19 protein-coding genes and 1 pseudogene are annotated in these 22,069 nt (G+C 65.9%); 19 read left to right on the plus strand and 1 reads right to left on the minus strand.

Annotated features, from left to right (window positions below):
- Nucleotides 1-48 precede the first annotated feature (48 nt).
- The 10 genes from QHC78_RS05565 (at nt 49) to QHC78_RS05610 (ending at nt 10,783) form a co-directional block, all read left to right on the plus strand.
- Entirely contained in the window at nt 49-732 is a 684-nt protein-coding gene (locus tag QHC78_RS05565; protein WP_319742896.1) for a GntR family transcriptional regulator, read from the plus strand.
- Between the two features lie 139 nt (nt 733-871).
- Entirely contained in the window at nt 872-1,564 is a 693-nt protein-coding gene (locus QHC78_RS05570; protein ID WP_319742897.1) for an isochorismatase family protein, read from the plus strand.
- A gap of 25 nt (nt 1,565-1,589) precedes the next feature.
- A complete protein-coding gene (locus tag QHC78_RS05575; protein WP_319742898.1) occupies nt 1,590-2,786 on the plus strand; it encodes an FAD-dependent monooxygenase in 1,197 nt (398 codons plus the stop codon).
- A 43-nt stretch (nt 2,787-2,829) separates the two neighbouring features.
- Nucleotides 2,830-3,801: a Bug family tripartite tricarboxylate transporter substrate binding protein gene (locus QHC78_RS05580; protein WP_319742899.1), complete on the plus strand. Its 972-nt coding sequence runs from the start codon at nt 2,830-2,832 to the stop codon at nt 3,799-3,801.
- 10 nt (nt 3,802-3,811) lie between these two features.
- The gene (locus tag QHC78_RS05585) at nt 3,812-4,693 is read left to right on the plus strand and encodes an FAD binding domain-containing protein (protein WP_319742900.1); all 882 of its coding nucleotides are present in this window, start codon (nt 3,812-3,814) and stop codon (nt 4,691-4,693) included.
- Nucleotides 4,690-5,169 (plus strand): (2Fe-2S)-binding protein, encoded by a 480-nt coding sequence (locus QHC78_RS05590; RefSeq protein ID WP_319742901.1) that lies wholly within the window; start codon nt 4,690-4,692, stop codon nt 5,167-5,169. The genes QHC78_RS05585 and QHC78_RS05590 overlap by 4 nt, the downstream gene beginning before the upstream one ends.
- Complete coding sequence (locus tag QHC78_RS05595; protein ID WP_319742902.1) at nt 5,166-8,099, plus strand: molybdopterin cofactor-binding domain-containing protein; 2,934 nt, start codon at nt 5,166-5,168, stop codon at nt 8,097-8,099. The genes QHC78_RS05590 and QHC78_RS05595 overlap by 4 nt, the downstream gene beginning before the upstream one ends.
- Nucleotides 8,100-8,102: 3 nt before the next feature.
- Nucleotides 8,103-8,918: an alpha/beta fold hydrolase gene (locus QHC78_RS05600; protein ID WP_319742903.1), complete on the plus strand. Its 816-nt coding sequence runs from the start codon at nt 8,103-8,105 to the stop codon at nt 8,916-8,918.
- On the plus strand, nt 8,915-9,979 hold the full coding sequence (locus QHC78_RS05605) for a 2,5-dihydroxypyridine 5,6-dioxygenase NicX family protein (protein WP_319742904.1): 1,065 nt from the start codon (nt 8,915-8,917) through the stop codon (nt 9,977-9,979). Before QHC78_RS05600 ends, QHC78_RS05605 begins: the two co-directional genes overlap by 4 nt.
- Before the next feature lie 102 nt (nt 9,980-10,081).
- On the plus strand, nt 10,082-10,783 hold the full coding sequence (locus QHC78_RS05610; protein WP_319742905.1) for an IclR family transcriptional regulator: 702 nt from the start codon (nt 10,082-10,084) through the stop codon (nt 10,781-10,783).
- 28 nt (nt 10,784-10,811) lie between these two features.
- Here the strand turns inward: QHC78_RS05610 and QHC78_RS05615 are convergent, their stop codons facing one another.
- On the minus strand, nt 10,812-11,828 hold the full coding sequence (locus QHC78_RS05615; RefSeq protein WP_319742906.1) for a Bug family tripartite tricarboxylate transporter substrate binding protein: 1,017 nt from the start codon (nt 11,826-11,828) through the stop codon (nt 10,812-10,814).
- A gap of 177 nt (nt 11,829-12,005) precedes the next feature.
- On the opposite strand from QHC78_RS05615, the gene QHC78_RS05620 reads away from it, so the two are divergent.
- The 9 genes and pseudogenes from QHC78_RS05620 to QHC78_RS05660 all read left to right on the plus strand — a co-directional run bounded on the left by QHC78_RS05620 (nt 12,006) and on the right by QHC78_RS05660 (nt 22,069).
- Nucleotides 12,006-12,755, plus strand: coding sequence for a DUF3348 domain-containing protein (locus QHC78_RS05620; protein ID WP_319742907.1), 750 nt, complete (start codon nt 12,006-12,008; stop codon nt 12,753-12,755).
- Between the two features lie 10 nt (nt 12,756-12,765).
- On the plus strand, nt 12,766-15,033 hold the full coding sequence (locus QHC78_RS05625; RefSeq protein WP_319742908.1) for a DUF802 domain-containing protein: 2,268 nt from the start codon (nt 12,766-12,768) through the stop codon (nt 15,031-15,033).
- Complete coding sequence (locus QHC78_RS05630; protein ID WP_319742909.1) at nt 15,033-15,680, plus strand: OmpA family protein; 648 nt, start codon at nt 15,033-15,035, stop codon at nt 15,678-15,680. The genes QHC78_RS05625 and QHC78_RS05630 overlap by 1 nt, the downstream gene beginning before the upstream one ends.
- On the plus strand, nt 15,673-16,296 hold the full coding sequence (locus QHC78_RS05635; protein ID WP_319742910.1) for a DUF2894 domain-containing protein: 624 nt from the start codon (nt 15,673-15,675) through the stop codon (nt 16,294-16,296). Before QHC78_RS05630 ends, QHC78_RS05635 begins: the two co-directional genes overlap by 8 nt.
- Nucleotides 16,297-16,453: 157 nt before the next feature.
- On the plus strand, nt 16,454-17,545 hold the full coding sequence (locus QHC78_RS05640) for a glycosyltransferase family 4 protein (protein ID WP_319742911.1): 1,092 nt from the start codon (nt 16,454-16,456) through the stop codon (nt 17,543-17,545).
- Between the two features lie 18 nt (nt 17,546-17,563).
- Nucleotides 17,564-19,780, plus strand: coding sequence for an amylo-alpha-1,6-glucosidase (locus tag QHC78_RS05645; protein WP_319742912.1), 2,217 nt, complete (start codon nt 17,564-17,566; stop codon nt 19,778-19,780).
- A gap of 118 nt (nt 19,781-19,898) precedes the next feature.
- Nucleotides 19,899-20,645, plus strand: a pseudogene (locus tag QHC78_RS05650) (YoaK family protein); the annotation flags it as partial.
- A 235-nt stretch (nt 20,646-20,880) separates the two neighbouring features.
- On the plus strand, nt 20,881-21,216 hold the full coding sequence (locus QHC78_RS05655) for a c-type cytochrome (protein WP_319742913.1): 336 nt from the start codon (nt 20,881-20,883) through the stop codon (nt 21,214-21,216).
- 58 nt (nt 21,217-21,274) lie between these two features.
- The gene (locus tag QHC78_RS05660; RefSeq protein WP_319742914.1) at nt 21,275-22,069 is read left to right on the plus strand and encodes a gluconate 2-dehydrogenase subunit 3 family protein; all 795 of its coding nucleotides are present in this window, start codon (nt 21,275-21,277) and stop codon (nt 22,067-22,069) included.

Consider the following 22,069-nt stretch of genomic DNA (forward strand, 5'->3'; position numbering starts at 1 on the left):
ATCGCGGGCGCATACGCTTCATCGCTTCACACCACTTGAACACGCCGCATGCCTAGATCTTCGAAGACCTCGCGTACTCCTGCCGGCGACGGGGCCGATCACGACCTTTCCGCGTTGTCGTTGGGGGAGCAGGCCTATGTGGCGGTCAAGAGGCTGATCCTGTCGCATGAACTGCGGCCGGGCGAGTACATCAACGTCGCCCAATTGTGCGAACGGCTGGGGCTGGGCCGCAGCCCGGTCCACCTGGCGACCCATAGGCTGGCTCGCGAAGGGCTGGTGGAGATCCTGCCGCGCAAGGGCATGCTGGTCAAGGCCGAGACCCTGGATGGCTTCCTGGAGCTGATTGCGGCGCGGCAACTGGTCGAGCCGTTCCTGACTGGCCTGGCGGTGGACAACATGCGGCCCGAAATCGTGGACCAATTGCAAGCGCTGGTCGCCATGGGCTGGGAACGCTATCGGCAGAAGGATCACGCCGGCGGCATGGAGATCGACCGGCGCTTCCACCACCTTTTGTACGAGACCGCCGGCAATCGCACCCTGGCCGAGTTTGCCGCGTTGCTGCTCGACCGCTCCATGCTGCTGTGGTTCCGGCCCAAGGTCGACGCGGCCGAGCGCGCCAACGTCGCCGAGCTGGAGGACCTGCTTGCCTGCATCGTGCGCGGCGACCGCGAGGCAGCCGTGCGGACCATGGAAGCGCACGTGGGGTCCATCCGCCGGAAGTACCTGGGCTAGGGGCCGCCCGGGCTTTCTCCACCGTATTCCGAGCAAAACAGCTGCGCTGCATCGCCAGCGCAGCTTTTCGTTGACACCATGAGTTCTGTCTGTCAGAATTGCGTTCTGAAATTGAAACGCGACACACAAGAGACCGCAGATGACTGATGCACGCTTGGCTACGGAGGCGCCTCCTTGGGCCTCGATCATCCCCCCGCACGAACTGGCGTTGTACGCGCACGCCGGTTTCGGGAATTCAAGCGCCCCGCCGAAACGGCCCGCACTGTTGGTCGTGGATGTGCAGTACCGGTCCGTCGGCCGGGTGCGCGCCCCGATCGAAGAATCCATCAAGCAGTACCCGACCAGCTGCGGGGAGTTCGGCTGGCGCGCCATTCCTCATATCGCGCGCTTGATCCAGGCTTTTCGAGCCAAGGGACTGCCCGTCATCTATCCCCACGTGGCGCCTAAGAAGGCGCACGACGGGCAGCGCTTCGCCGAGAAAGTGCCGGCCATCATGGGTATCCCGCTGGACGGCTATGAATTCGTCGAGGAATGTGCACCCCAGGAGGGCGACATCCTGCTGCCCAAGCACCATGCCAGTGCGTTCTTCGGCACCCCCTTGGCGAGCTACTTGACGACGCTGCGCGTGGACGGCCTGGTCATGGCCGGTACCACTACCAGCGGATGCATCCGGGCCTCGGTCATCGATGGCTCGTCGTTCGGCTATCCCATCATGGTTCCTTACGACGCCGTGTTCGATCGCTCGCAAACCTCCCATGCCGTCAACCTGTTTGACATGAACAGCAAGTACGCCGACGTCATGAAGACCGATGACGTCCTGGCGCTTATCTAACCTTTAATCGAGCGAGCGACTTTTCATGTCAAGCAAACAACATGTTCTTATCGCCGGCGGCGGAATCGGCGGACTGACGGCGGCCCTGGCCTTGTTGCAAAAGGGCTTTGATGTGACGGTTTTCGAGCAGGCGCAGGCCTTGCGCGAGATCGGCGCCGGCGTTCAGCTGAGTCCGAACGGCGTCCGCGTGCTCTATGCGCTGGGCTTGAAGGCCGAGGCCGACCGGCTGGGGGTCGATGCCCAGGGCAAGGAAGTGCGCGTCTGGAATTCGGGCAAGACCTGGCCGCTCTTCAACCTTGGCGCCGAGTCCATCGAGCGCTATGGCGTGCCTTACCTGATGATGCATCGTGCCGACCTGCACAAGATCCTGCTCGAGAGCGTACTCAAGCTCAAGCCCGACGCGTGCGAGATCAACAGCCGCGCCGTGTCGTTCGAGCAAGATGGCTCCGGCGTGACGCTGCAGCTGGAAGACGGGCGTTCGGTCGCGGGCGATGTCCTCATCGGCGCGGACGGCTTGCACTCCAACATCCGCAAGGGGCTCTTCGGACCCGACAAACCGGAGTTTACCGGCGGCTGCTGCTGGCGCGGCATTATCGATATGAAGCGCTTGCCGGCGCACCTGCGTCGGCCGGTCGGTGTCAACTGGATCGGTCCGGAAGGGCACGTCATCCTGTACCCGGTCCGTTCCGGCTCCTTGCTGAACTTCGTCGGCCACGTAGAGCGCGAGGGATGGGCCAGCGAGTCCTGGACGGAAGAGGGCAGCCACGAGGAGCTGCGCCGCGACTATGCGGGCTGGCACGAAGATATCCAGACCATCGTGGGCCAGATAGACACGCCCTATAAATGGGCGCTTTTCCTGCGCGAGCCGCTGCAGAAATGGAGCCAGGGCCGCGTGTCCCTGCTGGGAGACGCGTGCCATGCGACGCTGCCTTACCTGGCGCAAGGCGCCAACATGGCCATCGAGGATGGCCTGGTTCTTGCACGAGCGCTGAGCGAGTTCGACGACGTCGAAGCGGGCCTGCAGCGTTATGAGCAGGCACGCGTGGAGCGCACGACCCGGATCGTCAACAAGTCCGCCGAGAACCTCGGCCGCTTCCACAATCACGCCCTGCTGGATCCCGCGACCGCCGACGGTTACGTCGATAAGGAGTGGGCACCCGAGAAAATCCGCGAGCGCTACGAGTGGATTATGAGCTACGACGCCGTGACTACGAGCCTGTAAGGCCGCCGGCCCCTGTTATTCCCCAAGCTTGAAGAGGATCCCAATGTTCAAACGCAAACTCATCACTTTTCTCGTCGCGATGCTGGCGGGCGGAGTATCCATGGCCGGCAATGGGCCCGGCGGCTATCCCAAGGAACCCATTCGTTTCGTGGTCGCGTTCGCCCCGGGCGGCGGCACGGATCTCGTGGCCCGTCTTGTCGCCTCGGAACTGTCCAAGCGCATAGGCGCGAACGTGATAGTGGAAAACAAGGGCGGCGCGAGCGGCATCATCGCCGCGCAGTACGTCGCGCGTGCCCAGGCCGATGGCTACACCTTGCTGGTGGGCGGCAGCGGACCGATGGTGTTCAACCCCATTACCTACAACACCTTGCCCTACGATCCTAACAAGGATTTCGAACACGTCACCATCCTGGGTTCGTATCCCATCGTGCTGGTGGCGGGCAAGGACCAGCCGTTCAACACGGTCAAGGAACTGATCCAATATGCCAAGGCCAATCCCGGGAAGCTGAACTACGGTTCGGCCGGTGCCTCGTTCCAGGTACCCACCGAGTACTTTGCCGCAGTCGCGGGCATTACGATGATGCAGGTCCCGTACAAGGGCACGGCACTGGCCGCCCAGGCACTGATGGCAGGCGACATCCAGCTGCTGAGCGCCGACGTGGGCCCGGGGGCTCCGCTGGTTGCCTCGGGACGCGCCAAGGCTCTCGCGGTGACTTCCGCTGAGCGCAACCCGATCCTGCCGGACGTTCCCTCGGTGGCTGAATCGGGCATCAAGGATTTTGATTTTTCGCTGTATTCGGCGGTTGCGGCGCCCAAAGGCACGCCGTCCGACATCGTCAAGTACCTGCAGGAAGAATTGCACGCCACCCTGCATTCGCCGGAAGTGGCCGGCCGCCTGAAGCAGATGGGAATCAAGCCCGAAGGGATGCCGCCGGCCGATGCCATGGCGCGATATGCCAAGGAAATCAACCAGTTCCAACCCCTCGTCGATCGCCTGGGATTGAAAGTCAACTAAGGGGCCTTGCTTGAAACCCGGTTCATTCAGCTATCGGCGCCCGCGCAGCGTGACGGAAGCGCTCGATCTTCTTCGAGAGTTTTCGGGCGAAGCCAAGATCATTGCCGGCGGCCAGAGCTTGGTGCCCGCGATGAATCTTCGCCTGGCGGCCCCCGGCGTACTGGTCGACCTGGGCGGGATCCCGGCCTTGTCGGAACTGTCCGTCGATGAGCGCGGCCGCCTGCTCGCCGGACCCATGGTTACGCATGCGCGATTCTTGGACGACCCGCGGGTGCAGGCCGGTTGGCCGGCCATCGGCAAGGTCATGCCTTATGTCGCGCACGAGGCTATCCGTACGCGCGGCACGCTGGGCGGAAGCCTCTGCCATGCCGACCCGGCCGCGGAGTGGCCGGCATTGTGCATGTTGCTGGATGCAAGCATGACGATATGCGGACCGGGCTATAGCCGGGAGGTCGGCGCCCCGGATTTCTCCGTGGGCGTCTACGAGACCGCGCTCAAGGAAGGCGAGTTGCTCGCCGGCGTGGCCTTTCCTCCATTTGCGCCTGGATGGCGCTGGGGTTTCTGCGAAATATCGCGGCGGCATGGCGATTTTGCCCTGGCCGGAGCGATGGCCGGGTTGCGGTTCGACGCCGGCGTAATCCGGGAGGCCCGGCTCGTGGTGTTTGCGGTAGAAGACCGGCCCCGCCGGATGGATGCCGCACTGTCGCACCTGGTCGGGCATGCGCCTGCGGCGGACGGATTGGCCATGGCGGCGCTGTCGGCGGCCACGGCGGTATCTCCCCGCTCCGACCTGCACGCGAGCGCCGATTTCCGGCAAGACTTGGTCCTGGCTTGCGTGGAGCGTGCGCTCGGCGACGCCGCCGGACCCGAACCTATCGGAGCGGCCCGATGACGGAACGCCTTGCAATTTCTTTGACCATCAATGGACAGAGCCATGGCGCGCGGGTGCCTGCCCGGCTGACCTTGGCCGATTTCCTGCGCCAGGAGCTAGGCCTGACCGGCACCCACCTGGGATGCGAGCACGGCGTTTGCGGCGCCTGCACCGTATTGCTGAACGGAGAGCCGGTCCGGGCCTGCCTGATGTTCGCCGTCCAGGCCGACGGGCAGTCCATCACCACAGTAGAGGGACTCACGCCCGAGGGCGAGCTGTCGTCCCTGCAACAGCGCTTCTGCGAACACCACGCGCTGCAGTGCGGTTTCTGTACCTCGGGCATGATCGTGACCGCCGAAGCCTATTTGCGCAAGGGCGGGCGTCCCGATCCGGATGCCGTCCGGCATGCGATCTCGGGAAACATCTGCCGCTGCACGGGATACCAGCCCATCGTCGAGGCCATCGTGGACGAAGCCGCCCGGCGAGGTGAGTCATGAGCAATCGAATGATCGGGCAGGCGGTTCCGCGGGTCGAGGCCACCCGCTTCGTGGCCGGCCGCGGCCGCTACGTGGACGACGTCCAGCGTCCGGGACAGGTGTATGCCCGCGTGGTGAGATCGGCCGTGGCCCACGGCGTCATCCGGGGCATCGACTGCGAGGCCGCGCGTGGGCTGCCCGGGGTGCTCGATGTGATCACCGGGGTGGAACTTGCGCCGTTGCTCAAGCCTATTCCGCAGCGGACCGTTCCGTTGCCGGGCATGGAGCATTTTGCGCAATTGCCCATGGCAGTGGATACGGTGCGCTATGTCGGCGAACCCGTGGCCCTGGTCATTGCGGACGATCCGTACCTGGCCGAGGATGCGGCCGAGCTGGTGCAAGCCCGGATCGATCCGCTTGACGTCGTGGTCGACGCGCACGAGGCCATGAAAGACGAGATCCTGCTGCATCCGGCGCAGGGCACGAACAAGGCCGCCGCATACCAGGTCGGATTCGGAGACGCGGAGCACGCGTTCGAACGGGCCCACCTGGTCGTCCAGGAACGTTTCTATGTCCACCGGCACAGCGCGGTACCGCTGGAGTGCCGGGGCCTGGTTGCCGAATGGGATGCGGGGCGTCAGCACATGTCGGTATGGGGTGCCGCCAAGGTCCCCTATGCGAATCGCGGCATCCTCGCCGGCATGCTGGGGCTCGAACCGGGCCAGGTCGACATGATCGAGTGCGACGTTGGCGGAAGCTTCGGCGTCCGGGGCGACTTCTATCCGGAAGACTTCCTGGTGCCTTATGCTGCGCGGAAGTTGGCGCGGCCGGTGAAGTGGGTGGAAGACCGGCGCGAGAACCTGATGGCGCTCAACCACTCGCGCGAGACGCACTGCGAACTGGCGATCGCGTTCGATGCCGAGGGCCGCATCCTGGGCATGCGCGGCACCATGCTGGTGGATCATGGCGCTTACGTGCGCACCAATACCGGCGTCATGGCGGGCAAGGGCACCCAGTTCCTGCCTGGCCCATATCGAGTGCCCGCTACCCGGTTCGATGTGTTCTCGGTATGCACCAACAAGACGCCGGCCGGGACTTACCGAGGCCCAGGCCGTTACGAGTCGACCTTCGCGCGCGAACGCCTGCTCGACATCGCCGCGCAGAAGCTGGGTGTCGATCCCGTCGTGCTGCGGCAGCGCAATCTGATCCGGCCCGAGGAGCTTCCCTATGACGCGGGTGCGCTCGTGCCCAATATGGGGCCGGCCGTCTACGATTCCGGAAACTACCCAGAGGTCCTGACGCGCGCCCTCCAAGCCTTCCGGTGGCAGGAGCGCATAAAGGACAATGGGAAGCTGCGGGACGGCCGGTATATCGGCTTCGGCCTGGCGTGCTTTGTCGAGTCGACCGGCGGAGGGCCGGGCGAATATGCCCGCTTGACGCTACGCCATGACGGCTGCCTGGATCTGGCGGTGGGCGCGTCGACGGCCGGGCAAGGGCACGAGACTTCCATGGCGCAGGTGCTGGCAGAGGAACTGGATGTGCCGATGGCGGCCATCCGGGTCTGGCATGGCTCGACGACCTTGCTGGATAAAGGATTCGGCGCCTATCACAGCCGATCGGCGGTCATGAGCGGAAGCGCCGTACATCGCGCCGCGCTTGCCATGCGCGAGCGGCTGCTCGAACGTGCGGCGCAACAGCTGGGGCGGCCAGCCGCCTCGCTCGCATGGCGCGACGGCTGCGTGGTCGACGGCGAGACCGGCGAGGCCAGCCTGACGCTGTCCCAGCTGGCGCAAGGCATAGCTCCTCATGACCACCCCACCGATCGGGGCGAAGTCGAGGTCGTGGGAGAGTACTTCTCCGACCAACTCACCTATACGTTCGGTGTGCACCTTGCGGAAGTGGCGGTCGATCCGCAGACGGCAAGCGTCGATGTACTGGACTACTACTGCGTCGAGGACCTGGGCCGCGTCATCAACCCCGAGATCGTCCATGGCCAGGCCATAGGCGCCGCCATGCAGGGGTTGGGGGGCACGTTCCTGGACGAATTCGTCTACGACGAAAGCGGGCAATTGCTGACGGGTACGTTCGCCGATTACCTGCTGCCGACGAGTACCGAATTTCCAGTGATCCGTGGCGACACCCTGGAACTGTCGCCGTCGCCCGGCAATCCGCTGGGCGTGAAAGGGGCGGGCGAGGGCGGGATCGTGCCCACCGGGGCGGTGATCGGCAATGCCGTGTCGCACGCCCTGGCCGGAATGGGCATCTCTATTACTACCTTACCAATTTCCATGAACAATCTTGCCGCGCTATTGCGCGATGCGCGTTCGCGGCAAGCAGGGGAGCCGATGAAAATCGAGGGTGATTATCTGCTCGAGGCAGAGAAAGGCCGGGTCTGGGATGCGCTGTTGGATCCCGACGTGCTCAAGGCATGCCTGCCGGGGTGCGAGCGTATTACCGCGACAGGGCCCAACGAGTACGAGCTGGAAGTCAAGGCGGCCGTCGGTCCCGTGGGGGTACGCATGCGGTCCAGGATGCGCCTGCTCGACATGGTCGAGCGCGAGTCGTACCGCATGGTGGTCGAAGGCAATGCCGGACCGGCGGGGTTCGCCAAAGGCGAGGTCCGCGTGAAGCTGGACGAACCGGGCGCCGGCAAGACCCGGCTTCGATACGAGGCCAACGGGGAAATAGGCGGCAAGCTGGCGCAAGTGGGGGCCCGGCTGGTCGAGGGCGTGGTCGCCAAGATGACCGCGCAATTCTTCGATCGGTTCCAGGCCCATCTGGGCCGCCCGCAGCATGCGGCGGCGCCGCCAGCCGCCGTGGCGCCTGCGCCCGCGATGCAAGCCGGTGCGGCATCGATCTGGCCGCCTGCCAGCTCTATCCCCTGGCTGATCGCGGCCGCGTCGCTGGGCGCACTGGCGGCCACCGTCGCAATGTGCGCGTTCGGAGGCTGACCGGTGGCCGCGCCATCCTTCTATGGCGCCCACGTGCGCGCCAATGGCATCCGGCAGCACTATCTGCGCTTCCCGGGGCCCGGGCGGGACATCGTGATCGTTCCCGGCATCGTCAGTCCGGCAGCGCTCTGGCAGCACGTCGGCGAGTTCCTGCAAGCCGGCTTCGACGTCCGTATCCTGGATGTGAGGGGCCGGGGATTGAGCGAGCAGGGCAGCCATCTGGATTATCGTGTCGATGCGTGCGCGGCCGATCTCGAGGCTTTCATCGCATCGCAGGCGCTTCGTGCGCCTATCGTGATCGGGCATTCGATGGGGGCCAGGATCGCGGCGCGGCTGGCGGCGCGCGGCGGCGGTATCGGCGAGCTGATCATGTTGGACCCGCCGTGCAGCGGGCCGGGCAAGCGTCCCTATCCCGTCCCGATGGACAGGACCATCAAGATGCTCGAAGCCTGCCGCCGCGGCGAAGGCGACGCCTACCTGCGCGGCGCCAATGTCGCGCCGTGGCCCGAACCGTTGTTGCGGCAGCGGGCCGAGTGGCTGGCAACCTGCGACCCGCGCGCGGTGCACGAGGCTTATCTGGACTTCCAGGAGCAAGACTTCCATGCCGACGTCGCGGGCATCGCGTGCCCGGTCACGCTGGTGCCGGCGCAGGCCAGCGGCGTCATCCTCGCCGATGAGCTGGCCGCGCTGCAGGCCGGCCAGCCCGCACTCAAGGTCGTCGTTGCAGAAGGGGCCGCGCACCAGATGCAGGCGGAGAATATCGACACCTTCTTCACCCTGCTGCGCACCATGCTTCCATTCAAGGAAACCGAAATATGAGCACGATCGATTTCGATCTCGTCGAACTCTTCCTCGAGGAACTCAAGCTTTGCAAGGTGCGCGCAGGCGAGACGGTGGCTGTGCTGACCGCGGGCGATGAATGGGCGCACTATGCGCAGGCGCTGATGAAGGCGGCCTCGCGCCTGGGAGCGCGCACCTTCAATGCGAACGTGCAGCGCAACCAGGACTTGCGTGCGGCAGTCCAGGGACGCCATCCATTCAGCGACCAGCCGTTGCTGCTGGAGACGCTCAAGCAATGCGACATGGTGATTGACCTCGTCGGTCTGCTGTTTTCCCGCGAGCAACTCGATATGCAGAAGGCCGGGGTGCGGATCCTGCGCATCATGGAGCCGGTCAACGTGCTGCGCGCCATGTTCCCCACGCGCGAACTTGCGCAGCGGGTCGAACGCGGCCGCTCCCTGTTGATGGGCGCCCGGCATATGCACATTACGTCGCGCCATGGCACCGACATTCATTACGAGCTGGGCCAGTATCCGGTCATGTCCGAGTACGGCTATACCGACGAGCCCGGGCGCTGGGACAATTTCCCCTCCGGCTTCGTTTTCACGCAGGCCAATGATGGCGCGGTGAACGGCCGCGTCGTCCTGCGGCACGGCGACATCCTGGCCGCGTTCAAGCGCTACCTGCAGTCCGAGGTGGTGCTCACCATCGAAAACGGCTACGTGACCAAGATCGAAGGCCAGGGCATGGACGCGGACCTGATCCGCACCTACATGGACAGCTTCCACGACCCGCGGGCCTACGCGGTGTCCCATATCGGCTGGGGCCTGAACGACGCGGCGCGCTGGTACCAGTTCGAGTCGACCAGGAACCTTCACAACGAGCACGTGATGAACGCGTTGTCGTTCTACGGAAACGTCCTGTTTTCGCTCGGACCCAACGTGGAGCTGGGGGGCGACAACGATACGGCGTGCCACCTGGATATTCCCTTGCGGGGATGCAGCCTGACGCTGGACGGCGTGGAGATCGTTCGTGACGGGGATGTCGTCCACCCCGACATGAGGGTCGAGCGTGCCGTCAATCCTCCGGCATTGTCCTAGCGCGCGGCGGCATCCGGGCGGCCGTGTCCATGGCCGCCTGAGCGCCGGTTCCGGCGCATCGGGACTGGTAGAATGCGCCTAATTTAAACCTCAAGCACTTTCATGTCGGACAGAAGCGACGGAGTCGCGGCGGTCGAACGGGCGCTCGCTATCTTGAATGTTTTTCAGCATAGCGACGAAGCGCTCTCGCTGCACGAAATAGCCAACCGGACCCAGCTCTATAAAAGCACCATCCTGCGCCTGCTGGCTTCCTTGATCCGGTTTCGCTGTGTCCAGCAGCTAGCCGACGGACGCTACCAGCTGGGTCATGCCGTCTTGCATTGGGGCAGCGTCTACCAGGCATCGCTACGCCTGGACAGCATCGTGGTGCCGGTCCTGACGGAGCTGGCCAACCGGACCGAGGAAGGGGCATCGTTCTTCCGCCGCGAGGGGAACGTCCGCCTGTGCTTGTACAGAGTGGATTCCCGGCGTTCCATTCGCGACCATATGCATGTCGGCGATATCCTGCCGCTCGACACCGGCGCCGCGGGCCGCGTGCTGCTCGCGTTCGATCCTTCCGTTCCCAAATTTCCGGAGTCCGCGGTCATCGTGACCATAGGCGAGCGCGAGCCGGACATCGCCGCCGTGGCCGCGCCGGTATTCGGTCCGGGACGGGAGCTGCGCGGCGCCATAGCGATCTCCGGCCCCGCTTCGCGCTTCGACGGCGAGGCCGTCGAGCGTTTCAGCCGCGATGTCCGGGACGCCGCCATCGAACTGACGCGCCGCCTCGGCGGCGACGCCAAACTGTTTGCCGGCTTGCGTTGAGGCGTACCGCCGCAACGCAAGCGCCGGCTTATTCGCCTTTGATGCCGGCCGTCTCGATGATCTTCTTGTAGACGGCGGCTTCCTGCTTGAGGAAAGCAGCGAAGTCGTCCGGTGTGCTGCCTGCGATATCAAACCCTTGCTGTTGAAGCTTCGCTCGCATCTCGGGCTGGGCCAGTATGGCGCCGATTTCCTGCTGGATGCGCCGCACGATCGGGGCCGGCGTGCCATGCGGCGCGACCAGGCCATACCACGAGCCGATCTGCAAGGAAGGATAGCCGGCTTGCCCCAGCGTCGGCGTATCGGGCTGCAAGGCCGAACGCGTCCCGGCCAGTACTGCCAGCGCCTTGATCTTGCCCGCGCGTGCATAGGGCACTGCTTCGGGCAGGTTGGCCATGGTAAACGAGACATGGCCCGTCACGACGTCGGTCAGTGCCGGCGCCTGGCCCTTGTACGGGATGTGCGCGCCATCGATGCCCACGGCCTGCTTGAGCATTTCCGCGCCGAGGTGAGACATGGTGCCAGTTCCACCCGACGAGTAAGTCAGCTTCCCCGGATGCTTCTTGGTGTAGTCCACCAGGTCCGACACGGAGTTCACCGGGAGGGCCTGGTTGACGGCCAGCACGAAAGGCACCGATCCGAGCAGGCTGACCGGCGCGAAATTTTTGAATACGTCGTAGGGCATGTCGTTGCGCAGCAGCGGGTTCGCCACGAAACTGTTGGCAACCGCGGCGAGCGTATAGCCGTCAGGCGCCGCTTTGGCCGCGGCGGACAAGCCGATGATGCCGCTTGCTCCCGCCCGGTTTTCGACCACGACCGGCGCCTTCCAGCGCTGCCCGAGTTCCTGGCCGATCTGTCGGATCAAGGCATCGAGGCTGCCTCCCGGTGGAAAGGGCACGATGATCTGGACCGGACGTGAGGGATATGAGGATTCGGCAGCCATGCCGACAGCCGCGGGCAGCAGCACGCTCGCCAGCATGGGCGCGATGATCATCGAACGACGCGCGCGAGCACCGCGTCGGAGGAAGGCGGAAGGGGTGGTGTTCAAGGCTACCTCGGCAGGTTGGGATAAAGGATGTTCTGTCTATCAGAATCTTGTTCTATTATTGAAAATGATAGCGGCAACTTCGCGCCCCGCGCAAGGCGCGTCAAGGGGACGGGGGAGTAACGGGAAGCGGCCGTCGAGGCGGCGGCGTGTAAACTTCCAGCTTTTTCACTCGGCTCTATGGTCCAAGTGTCCCCGCGGACAAGTTTCAGCGGCTCGGCGCTCATACGCCTGCTTGCACGGCTGGCGGAGCTCGACGTACCCGATTCTCGCCCCAGCCTGGTCGATCGCCTGAGCCAATGGCTGGGCTGGACAGACGCCATCGCGCTATCCGCGGCATTGAACGCGAGTCCGAAGACCGCGCCCGCGGGAACCCGGGAAGCTCCCATGGAAGGGAGCGGCGAATGCGCCCGCTTGCGGGGTAGCTTGGCGGGAGCGATCGCCCAGGACAGTGCGTTCCAGCCGGCACGCAGCGGCGGACGCGGGCCGCATGCGCGGCATGCCGCCAGTGTGGCGCTGATCACCGATTTCGCGTTCTACCGCGAACGCTATCTTTCCAAGCAGCAAGCCATGGAGGTTGCCATCGCGGCCTCGCGCGCCAACCTGCGGACGGCCCTGGCGACGAAGTCGTCCGAGCTGGCGCGGTTGGCGGCGGTGGACGCGGTGATGGAGCGGGTGCTGGGCGCGCAAGAGCGCAACCTGCTGGCAGCCGTGCCCGGCTTGCTGGAAGGGCATTTCGAGCGGCTGCGCAGGGCTGGCGAGGAGACGGCCGACGCGGGCGAGGGGCCGGCGCCATCGCCTCAGGCCGCGGCCGGTCCGGTCCGCTGGCTGGACGCTTTTCGCCAGGACATGCAGCAGTTGCTGATGGCCGAGCTGGATTTCCGATTACAACCGGTGGAAGGGCTGGCCGCGGCCCTTCGCCAGAGCTGAGCAAGCGTCGATGACCCGATATCTGCATCTCATTATCTTCTTGGCCGGCCTGGCCATCGTGGCCTGGGTCGGCGTGGGTTACGTCGGTTCCAACCTGCTGGCGCTCGCCGTCATCCTGCTGATTGGCGCGTTCTATGTGCTGGGGGCGCTCGAGTTGCGGCGCTTCAACGAAGCGACCGCTACCTTGGCCGCTGCCGTGGCCGACCTGGCCACGCCGCCTGCCAGTCTCGGCACCTGGCTGGAACGCTTGCACCCTACGATACGAAATGCCGTGCGCCTGCGGGTCGAGGGCGAGCGCGTCGGCTTGCCGGGTCCGGCGTTGACGCCATACCTGGCGGGACTGCTGGTGCTACTGGGCATGCTGGGGACTTTCCTGGGCATGGTGGCCACGCTGCGGGGCACGGGCATGGCGCTGGAGAGCTCCACTGACCTGGAAGCCATTCGCGCGTCGCTGGCCGCGCCGGTCCAGGGGCTGGGCTTTGCCTTTGGTACCTCGGTAGCCGGGGTGGCGGCGTCCGCCATGCTCGGCCTGCTGGCGGCGCTGTGCCGCCGCGCGCGGCAGGATGCAGCGCAGATGCTCGACACGCGCATTGCCACTACGCTGCGATCGTATTCACTGGCCCACCAGCGCGAGGAGTCGTTCAAGCTGCTGCAGCGGCAGGCCGACATGATGCCGGCGCTGGTCGATCGGCTGCAAGGCATGGCCGAGGCCATGGCCCAGCAAAACCAGGCGCTGGGCGAGCGCCTGGCCAGCGGGCAGGAGCATTTCCACGGCAGGATCGAGGCCGAGTACCGGCGCCTGGCCGCCTCGGTGGAGCAGTGCCTCCAGGGGGCCGTGGCCGAAAGCGCCCGCATCGCCGGCTCCACCATCCGCCCGGCCGTCGACGCCGCCATGGCGGGCATCGCCCGCGAGAGCGCGACGCTGCACGATGCCGTGTCGCAAGCGGTGCAGCGGCAACTGGACACGCTGACTACGCGCTTCGACGCCAGCACGAAGACGGTGGCCGACACCTGGAACACTGCGCTGGCCGAACACCGGCAGGCCAGCCAGGCGCTGTCGGGAGATCTCCATGCCGCGCTCGGCCGGTTCGCCGAGACATTCGAACAACGCTCGGCCAGCATGGTGGATGCGGTGTCCGCGCGCCTGGAAGCGACCGCCGCCAACGTGTCGGAGAGCTGGGAGTCGGCGCTGTCCCGGCATCGGCACGCGAACGACGCGTTGTCGGGAGAGCTGCGCGCGACCTTCGAGCGGTTTGCGCAGGCGGCGGAGCAGCGCTCGGCCAGCCTGCTGGAAGGGGTGGCCACCCGTTTGGAGGCGGCCACGGGGGCCATGTCGCAGGCCTGGGAGACGGCCCTTGGCGAGCACCGGCGCGCCAGCGTAGCGCTGACGGGCGATTTGCGGGGTTCTCTGGACCGTTTTTCCGAAACGTTCGCCGAGCGTTCCGCGACGCTGATCGAAGGCGTGTCGGCGACGGTCGGCAAGGCGCATGCCGAATGGCGTACCGAGCAGGCCGAGCGCGACGAGGCGCGGCAGGCGGCCTGGACCCAGGCCCTCGAGACGATGGCTGGAACCTTGCAGCACGAGTGGCGCGACGCGGGAGCCCAGGCGGTCCGCCGGCAACAGGAAATCTGCGAGACCCTGGCGCGCACGGCGGGCGAGGTCTCGGCCCAGGCCGAGGCGCATGCCCGCAGCACCATCGCCGAGGTCGAGCGGCTGGTGCAAACGGCATCGGAGGCACCGCGTGCGGCAGCCGAGGTCATTGCGGAGCTGCGGCAGAAACTGACCGACAGCATGGCGCGCGACAACGCGATGCTGGAGGAACGGCAGCGCTTGCTGGACACCGTTGGCAACCTGCTCGACACGGTCAACCATGCCAGCACCGAACAGCGGCAGGCCGTCGATGCGCTGGTAGCCGCTTCGGCCGATATGCTGGAGCGGGTCGGCGCGCGCTTCACGGAGCAGGTGGGCGCCGAGACCGGCAAGTTGGAGTCGGTGGCCGCGCACGTGACCGGCAGCGCGGCAGAGGTGGCCAGCCTGGGCGAAGCCCTGGGCCAGGCCGTCAAGCTGTTCAGCGAGGCCAACGACAAGCTGGTGGATCACCTGGCGCGTATCGAGGGGGCGCTGGCCAAGGCTATCGCGCGTAGCGACGAACAGCTCGCCTACTACGTCGCGCAGGCCAAGGACGTGATCGACCTGAGCATGATGTCGCAGAAACAGATCGTCGAGGAGCTGCGGCAACTCGACGTTCAGCGGGCCCCGGCAGGCGAGGCGCCGTGATGGCGGACGACATCGAGTCCAACCTGGAGCCGGCGTCGCCGGTGTGGGCGGTCTTCGGCGACCTGATGTCCGTCATGCTGGGCGCCTTCGTGTTGATCCTGGTGGCGGTGGTCGGCACGCAGCTGGAGCTCTCCGCCCGCCTGGAACAGGAGGTCCAGCGCCGCCAGGCCGAAGCACAGCGCCGGCAGGCCCTGGAGCAGGCGCTGGCCGGCCCCTTGGCCACCGGCCGGGTGACGCTGGACAATGGCCGCATCGGGATCAGCGGGAGCGTATTGTTCGCGCTGAACTCCGATGCCTTGCAGCCCGAGGGGAGGCAGGTGCTCAAGAGCCTGGCGGGGCCGTTGGCCGCCTACCTGCAGTCACGCGATGAAGTCCTGATGGTGAGCGGGTTTACCGATGACAGGCAGATCCGCGAGGGCAACCGCAGGTTTGCGGACAACTGGGAACTGTCGGCCCAGCGTGCATTGACGGTGACCCGCGCATTGATCGACGAGGGAGTTCCGTCCTCGGCGGTGTTTGCCGCAGCGTTCGGTGCCGAGCAGCCCGTGGCGCCTAACGACGATGCCGAGGGGCGGGCGCGGAACCGCCGTGTGGAGATCGCCCCGGTGCCCCGTTCGTCCCATGCGAATGCCAAGCCCCATGGATGAGCAGGCCGCCGCCCGCGAGGCCGCAGCCGTCCTCCAGGCCTGGCGCGAGCAGGGCGCCGATTGCCTGGATCCGGTGCGCTTTCATTTCATGGAAGCGTTGGCGCGGCGTGCTGCCGGCCATGCAGGGCAGGCCCGGCGCATCCTGCACGACAAGCTCGGACGCCTGCTGGCCGCCTATCGGGACGACCTGGAGCGGGTGGCACCCGCGGCAGCGGGCGATGCGTCCGAACCGGCGAGCGGCGTTGAGCCCGGGCCGCTGGCGGCATTGGCCGAGCGCCTGGAGGCGAGCCGCCGCGAGGCCGAGCCGATAATGGGCGGCGCCGACGCTTCCGGCGAACTGGCGGTGCTGGAGTACTTCCGCCAGACCTGGGCAACGCTCAGCGTGGGGCGGGAGTTGCGGCGCTCGTCCGAGAACGTGCCGGAGAATGCCGGCCCGTTGAATTCGCTGCACCTGGTCCACCGGTCGCTCACGCTGATGCAGCAAGTCGCGCCGGAATATCTTCGCCACTTCCTGTCCTACGCCGACGCGTTGTCCTGGATGGAACAACTGGCCGCCGGCCCGGCTCCTCCCCGCGCGGAGGGGCCGAAAAAGACTGCGCGCGGCCGGGCCGCCTGAACGGGGCGACCCGCGTCGCGCCGCTTGCGGTCCACCGGCCCTGGAATGTGTCGCCGGCGCCATCTACGCTATTATTTCCGGTGGAACCGACTGTATCGGTGGTACCGACTGTCGCAACTTCGTTGCTGATACTTCGTCTGCAAGAGGAGGATTATCGATGAAAATTGCCCAGATCGCCCCGCTGATGGAGCGTTGCCCGCCCCGCCTGTATGGCGGGACCGAGCGTGTGGTGGCTTATCTCACCGACGAGCTGGTCAGGCGAGGGCACGAGGTGACCTTGTTCGCGAGCGGCGACTCGCTGACGGCGGCGTCGCTGATTCCTTGCTCGGACCAGGCGCTACGCCTGGACCCCGACGTCCGGGATCCGATTCCCTATCACATCATGATGCTGGACCAGGTGCGGCGGCTCGCCGATGAATTCGACGTCCTGCATTTCCATATCGATCTGCTGCATTTTCCGCTCGTCCGCGAGTTCGCCCACCGCACCGTGACCACCTTGCATGGCCGGCTGGACCTGCCCGACCTCAAGCCTTTCTACCGGGCGTTCTCGGAATTCCCGCTGGTGTCCATTTCGGACTTCCAGCGCCAGCCCATGCCCCCGGTGAACTGGCTGGGCACTGTCTACCATGGCCTGCCGGAAGACCTGCTGCCTTTCCGGGCGGATCCCGAGGGCTATCTTGCCTTCCTCGGCAGGATTTCGCCGGAGAAGCGCCCCGACCGGGCGATCCAGATCGCCGCCCGGGCCGGCATGCCGCTCAAGATCGCCGCCAAGGTCGATAAGGCTGACCAGGCCTATTGGGACCAGGTCATAGGCCCCATGATCGCGGCGCACCGGAACGTCGAATTCATCGGCGAGATCAACGAGCATGAGAAGGCCGATTTTCTTGGAAACGCCGCGGCCCTCCTGTTCCCTATCGACTGGCCGGAGCCCTTCGGCCTGGTGATGATCGAGGCCATGGCCTGCGGCACGCCGGTCATCGCGTTCCGCAGTGGTTCCGTTCCCGAGGTCATCGAAGAAGGTGTCTCGGGGTTCATGGTCGAGTCGGTGGATGCTGCCGTGGCGGCAGTCGAACGGATCAACCGGCTTTCGCGGTCGGCGGTGCGCGCCTATTTCGCCCGGCGCTTCACTGTCCGGCGCATGGCCGAGAATTACGTTTCCCTGTATCGGCGCCTGCTCGGTGGCCGCAAGGCGGAACCCATGCCGGTCATCGAAGGCGTCAACGACAGCGAGTTTCGCGTCATGGCCTAGTGCGTGCGGGAGCAGCCTATGGGAGAACCGATCAAGGACGCGGCTGCGCACGGGCCGTCATCGGGCAGCGCCTCGGCGGCCCACATCGCCCAGTTTTTCATACCCGCGAGCGCTTCCTTGCAGGAGCGCCGCCCGCGTACCCTCAAGCACGGCGACACCTTCGCGGTGTTCGACCACAACGGCGATGCCCTGTCAGGACCCGGCAGCCCGGAAGGTCTGTACTACCGCGACACCCGCCACTTGTCGCACCTGTACCTGACGGTGGACGGGGTCCGGCCGATGCTGTTGAGCTCGACGCTGCGGGACGACAATGCCATCCTGACCTCCGACCTGACCAACTCGGATATCTACGATGCGGACGGCAGGCTGGTCCTGGAGCACGACCTCATCCATATCCGCCGGTCCCGCTTCCTCTGGGAGGCGACGTGCTACGAGCGCATCATGCTGCGCAATTTCAGCGATGCGCCCCAGCGCGTCCGGCTGGAAATCGCCTTCGGGGCGGACTTCGCGGATCTGTTCGAGGTCCGCGGCAGCCGCCGCAAGCAGCGGGGCGCATCCTTGCCTCCGGAGATCGGCAAGAACTGTATCAGGTTGAGCTACGCCGGCCTGGACGGGCTGCAGCGCCATACCTTCCTGCGCTTTCATCCCGCACCCCAGGTTATCGGCTCGGCGCGTGCGGTCATCGAGCTGGAGCTGACCCCGGGCGCCGTGGAGCGGGCCTTCATGGAAGTGCGGTGCGATGCGGCGCCTTCGGACCTCGCACCGCCACGGGCCTACTTCACCGCGCTCAGGGACGCTCGCCGCGCGTTGCGCGCCTCGTCCTCGCGTGCGGCCTCGATAGCCACCTCGAACGAGATCTTCAACGAGGCGATCCGGCGCAGCGTCTCCGATCTCTACATGCTCATTACGGATACGCCGCAGGGGCCGTACCCTTATGCCGGCATCCCTTGGTTCAGCACGCTGTTTGGCCGGGATGCCTTGATTACCGCCTTGCAGACACTGTGGTTCGATCCGGCCATTGCGCGGGGTGTGCTTGGGTACCTGGCGGCGAACCAGGCGACAGAGGTAGACCCCGGGGCCGACGCCGAACCGGGCAAGATCCTGCACGAGGTCCGGCATGGGGAGATGGCCGAGCTGGGAGAAGTGCCGTTCCGCCGCTATTACGGCAGCATCGACGCCACGCCGCTTTTCATCATGCTGGCGGGCGCCTATCTCGACCGTACCGACGATATCGAACTGCTGCGGCATCTATGGCCCAACCTCAAGGCGGCGCTGAAGTGGATAGACGAGTATGGCGACCGCGACGGCGACGGATTCGTGGAGTACGGGCGCCGGACTGGCGAAGGCTTGATCAACCAGGGCTGGAAGGACAGCCACGACTCCATTTCACACGCGGATGGCAGCCTGGCGCGCGGTCCGATCGCGTTGGCCGAAGTCCAGGCCTATGTGTACGGCGCCCGGTGCGCCGCCGCCCGGATCGCGAGCCGGCTGGAGCAGCCGCGGCTGGCCGAGGACCTGGCGGCCAAGGCCCAGGCGCTGCGGGCGCGCTTTGACGAGGCCTTTTTCGACGAGGCGCTGGGAACCTATGTCCTGGCCCTGGACGGCGACAAGAAGCCGTGCCGGGTTCGCTCGTCGAATGCAGGGCATGCGCTGCTGACCGGAATAGCCTATCGCGAGCGAGCGCCGGCCGTGGCTGCGACGCTCATGGCGGGATCGCTGTTCTCGGGGTGGGGCGTGCGCACGCTGGCTTCCACCGAGCGGCGCTACAACCCGATGAGCTACCACAACGGCTCGGTCTGGCCGCATGACAACGCCTTGTTGGCCGCCGGCCTGGCGCGCTATGGGTTCCGCCAGGAAGCCGCGAAGATATTCGAGGGCTTGTTCGCAGCCTCGATCTATATCGACCTGAGGCGCCTGCCTGAACTGTTCTGCGGTTTCTCCCGCCGGCGCAGCCAGAGTCCCACCTTCTATCCGGTCGCGTGTGCGCCGCAGGCGTGGGCTGCAGCGGCCCCTTTGTCGTTGATCCAATCCTGCCTGGGCATGAGGTTCGATCCGGTCACCCGGGAAATCAAGTTCGAACATCCCGTCTTGCCCGATTTCCTGGATGAGGTGGTGCTCAGGCGGTTGTCGATCGGCGAGGAGTCGGTGGACGTGGCGTTGCGGCGGGCCGGCTCGGAAGTGGTGGCGGCCGTGCTGGCGCGCAACGGTGATTTGCGCGTTTCCACGACCGCCTGACCGTTTCCGGTCTCCATGCTCGAGCGGGCCGCAAGGCGCGGTGAAAAGCTCTATGCTTGTCGGGTTTCCGCACGGACCAGGGTCGCGCCCGTGCCGAACCCTTTCCGGAACCCGCGCCATGCCCTTGTTCTACCTTCGCCGGTTGACTGCCGTCGAGCGCAGCCCCCAGGCCAACCGGCATCTTGCGTATTACCTGGCGTTCACGGCCGGTGCCGTCAACGCCGGGGGCTTTCTGGCCGTCCAGCAGTACACCTCGCACATGTCGGGCATTCTTTCGGCCATGGCCGATCACCTGGCGCTGGGTGCGATGGCGGTCTTCCTGCAAGGGCTGGCAGCGCTGCTGTCCTTCATGCTGGGCGCCGCAACCTCGGCCGTCCTGGTCAATTTCGGCCGGCGGGCGCGGCTGGCCAGCGAGTTCGCCTTGCCCCTTTTGCTCGAGGCCATGCTGCTGCTGGCGTTCGGGCTGCTGGGCGGCAACCTGGAACCCTTCCGCTGGCTGGCGGTACCGATTACCGTCGTACTGCTGTGCTACATCATGGGGTTGCAGAACGCCATCATCACCAAGATGTCGCGGTCCGAGATACGCACCACGCACGTCACCGGCATGGTGACCGACATCGGCATCGAGCTGGGCAAACTGTTCTACTGGAACGTCTCGCGCGGCGCCGATCCAGCGCACTTCGTGCGCGCCGATCGCAACAAGCTGCGCGTACTGGGCATGCTGGTGGGGCTTTTCTTCGCCGGTGGCGTGGCGGGCGCGTTGTCGTTCGCGCATTTCGGTTTCGTCTCGACCGTTCCGCTGGCGCTGTTGCTGACGCTGCTGGCGGCTGTCCCGGTGATCGACGACATCCAAGGGTACTGGCGCCACCATTGAGTGCTGACATGGCCTCACGGATCAGCAGTTCGTTCGTGCGAAGTAGAAAAAACACCACATAAGACATGCACGGACCTCACGGGATCCGGGGGTGAAACGCGCGCCGTCAGGGGCCGCCGGGCAAGGGCCGGACTCTGCCGCCTGCGGGAACGGGTCTTGCGAATCCGCGGCCGGTCGGCGTGGCGAGGCTCGTCGCGCCTCCATTCTTTCTTGAACGGGGGTCCGTGTGAAACACCTCTCTATCGTCTTGGCGGCCGGGGCATTGTGGCTGTCGGCCGCCGCCGTTGCGCAGGCGCAATCTACTTCCCCCCAACAACTGGCCAAGCAGCATAACTGCCTGACCTGCCATACCACGGCGACCAAGCTCGTCGGGCCCTCCTACCAGGAAGTGGCGGCCAAGTACCGGGACGATCCCAAGGCGCCCGACTATCTCGCCGGCAAGATACGCAATGGCGGCTCGGGCGTATGGGGCCAAGTGCCGATGCCGCCCAACCCCGGGATCAGTGACGAGGAAGTCAAGACATTGGTGGACTGGATCCTGGCTGGCGGGCCGGAAAAGTGAACCGTTGCGCGGCGTCACCGCCCGCATCGGGATGCCGCTCATCTGCTAGAGAAAAGCAATGGATGAATCCCGTAGAACTTTCCTGAAGGCAGCCGGTGCCGCCGCGGTGGTCTCCGGCAGCGATGTCGCGGCGCAGGCCCGCCTGGCGGCGTCGCAAGAGCCCCAGCACGAAGGGCAGCACGCCGAGGCAGGAGCCGGATCGGCTGATGCCCCTTATCAGTTCTTCAACGCCGAAGAGGCCGCCTTCATGGAGGCGGCCGTGGCCCGGCTCATCCCTGCCGATGACGCCGGACCGGGCGCCATAGAGGCCGGCGTGCCGGGCTACATCGACCGGCAACTGGCGGGGGCCTGGGGAGCCGGCGAGCGTCTGTACCGCAGCGGGCCCTGGCAGCTGGGCACGCCCGAGCAGGGATACCAACTGTCGTTTACACCGGCCGAGCTGTTCCGGCATGGGCTCAAGGCCGTGCGCACGGACCTCGGGCGTCACTACGGTTCGCCCGATTTCGGAGGTCTTCCGGCCGAACGGCAAGATGCGTATCTGGAGGAATTGCGGACAGGCAAGCGAGACCTGGATGGCATGCCCTCGGAGATCTTCTTCGACTCGCTGTGGGCATTGACCGTCGAAGGTTTTTTCTGCGATCCGGTCTATGGCGGCAACAAGGACATGGTTTCGTGGAAGATGGTCGGTTTTCCGGGCGCCTACGCCAACTATTATCACTTGGTGGACCAGCATGGGCTGGCCTTCGACCGGCCGCCTATGAGCCTGGCGCAGAACAGCCAGGGAGTCATTCATTTGCACGCCGTACCGAGCGGCAAGGACGCTGCCGGGGCGACCCAGAAAAAAGGAAACTGA

The sequence above is a fragment of the Pigmentiphaga sp. genome, assembly GCF_033795525.1.
Lineage (GTDB): Bacteria > Pseudomonadota > Gammaproteobacteria > Burkholderiales > Burkholderiaceae_B > Pigmentiphaga.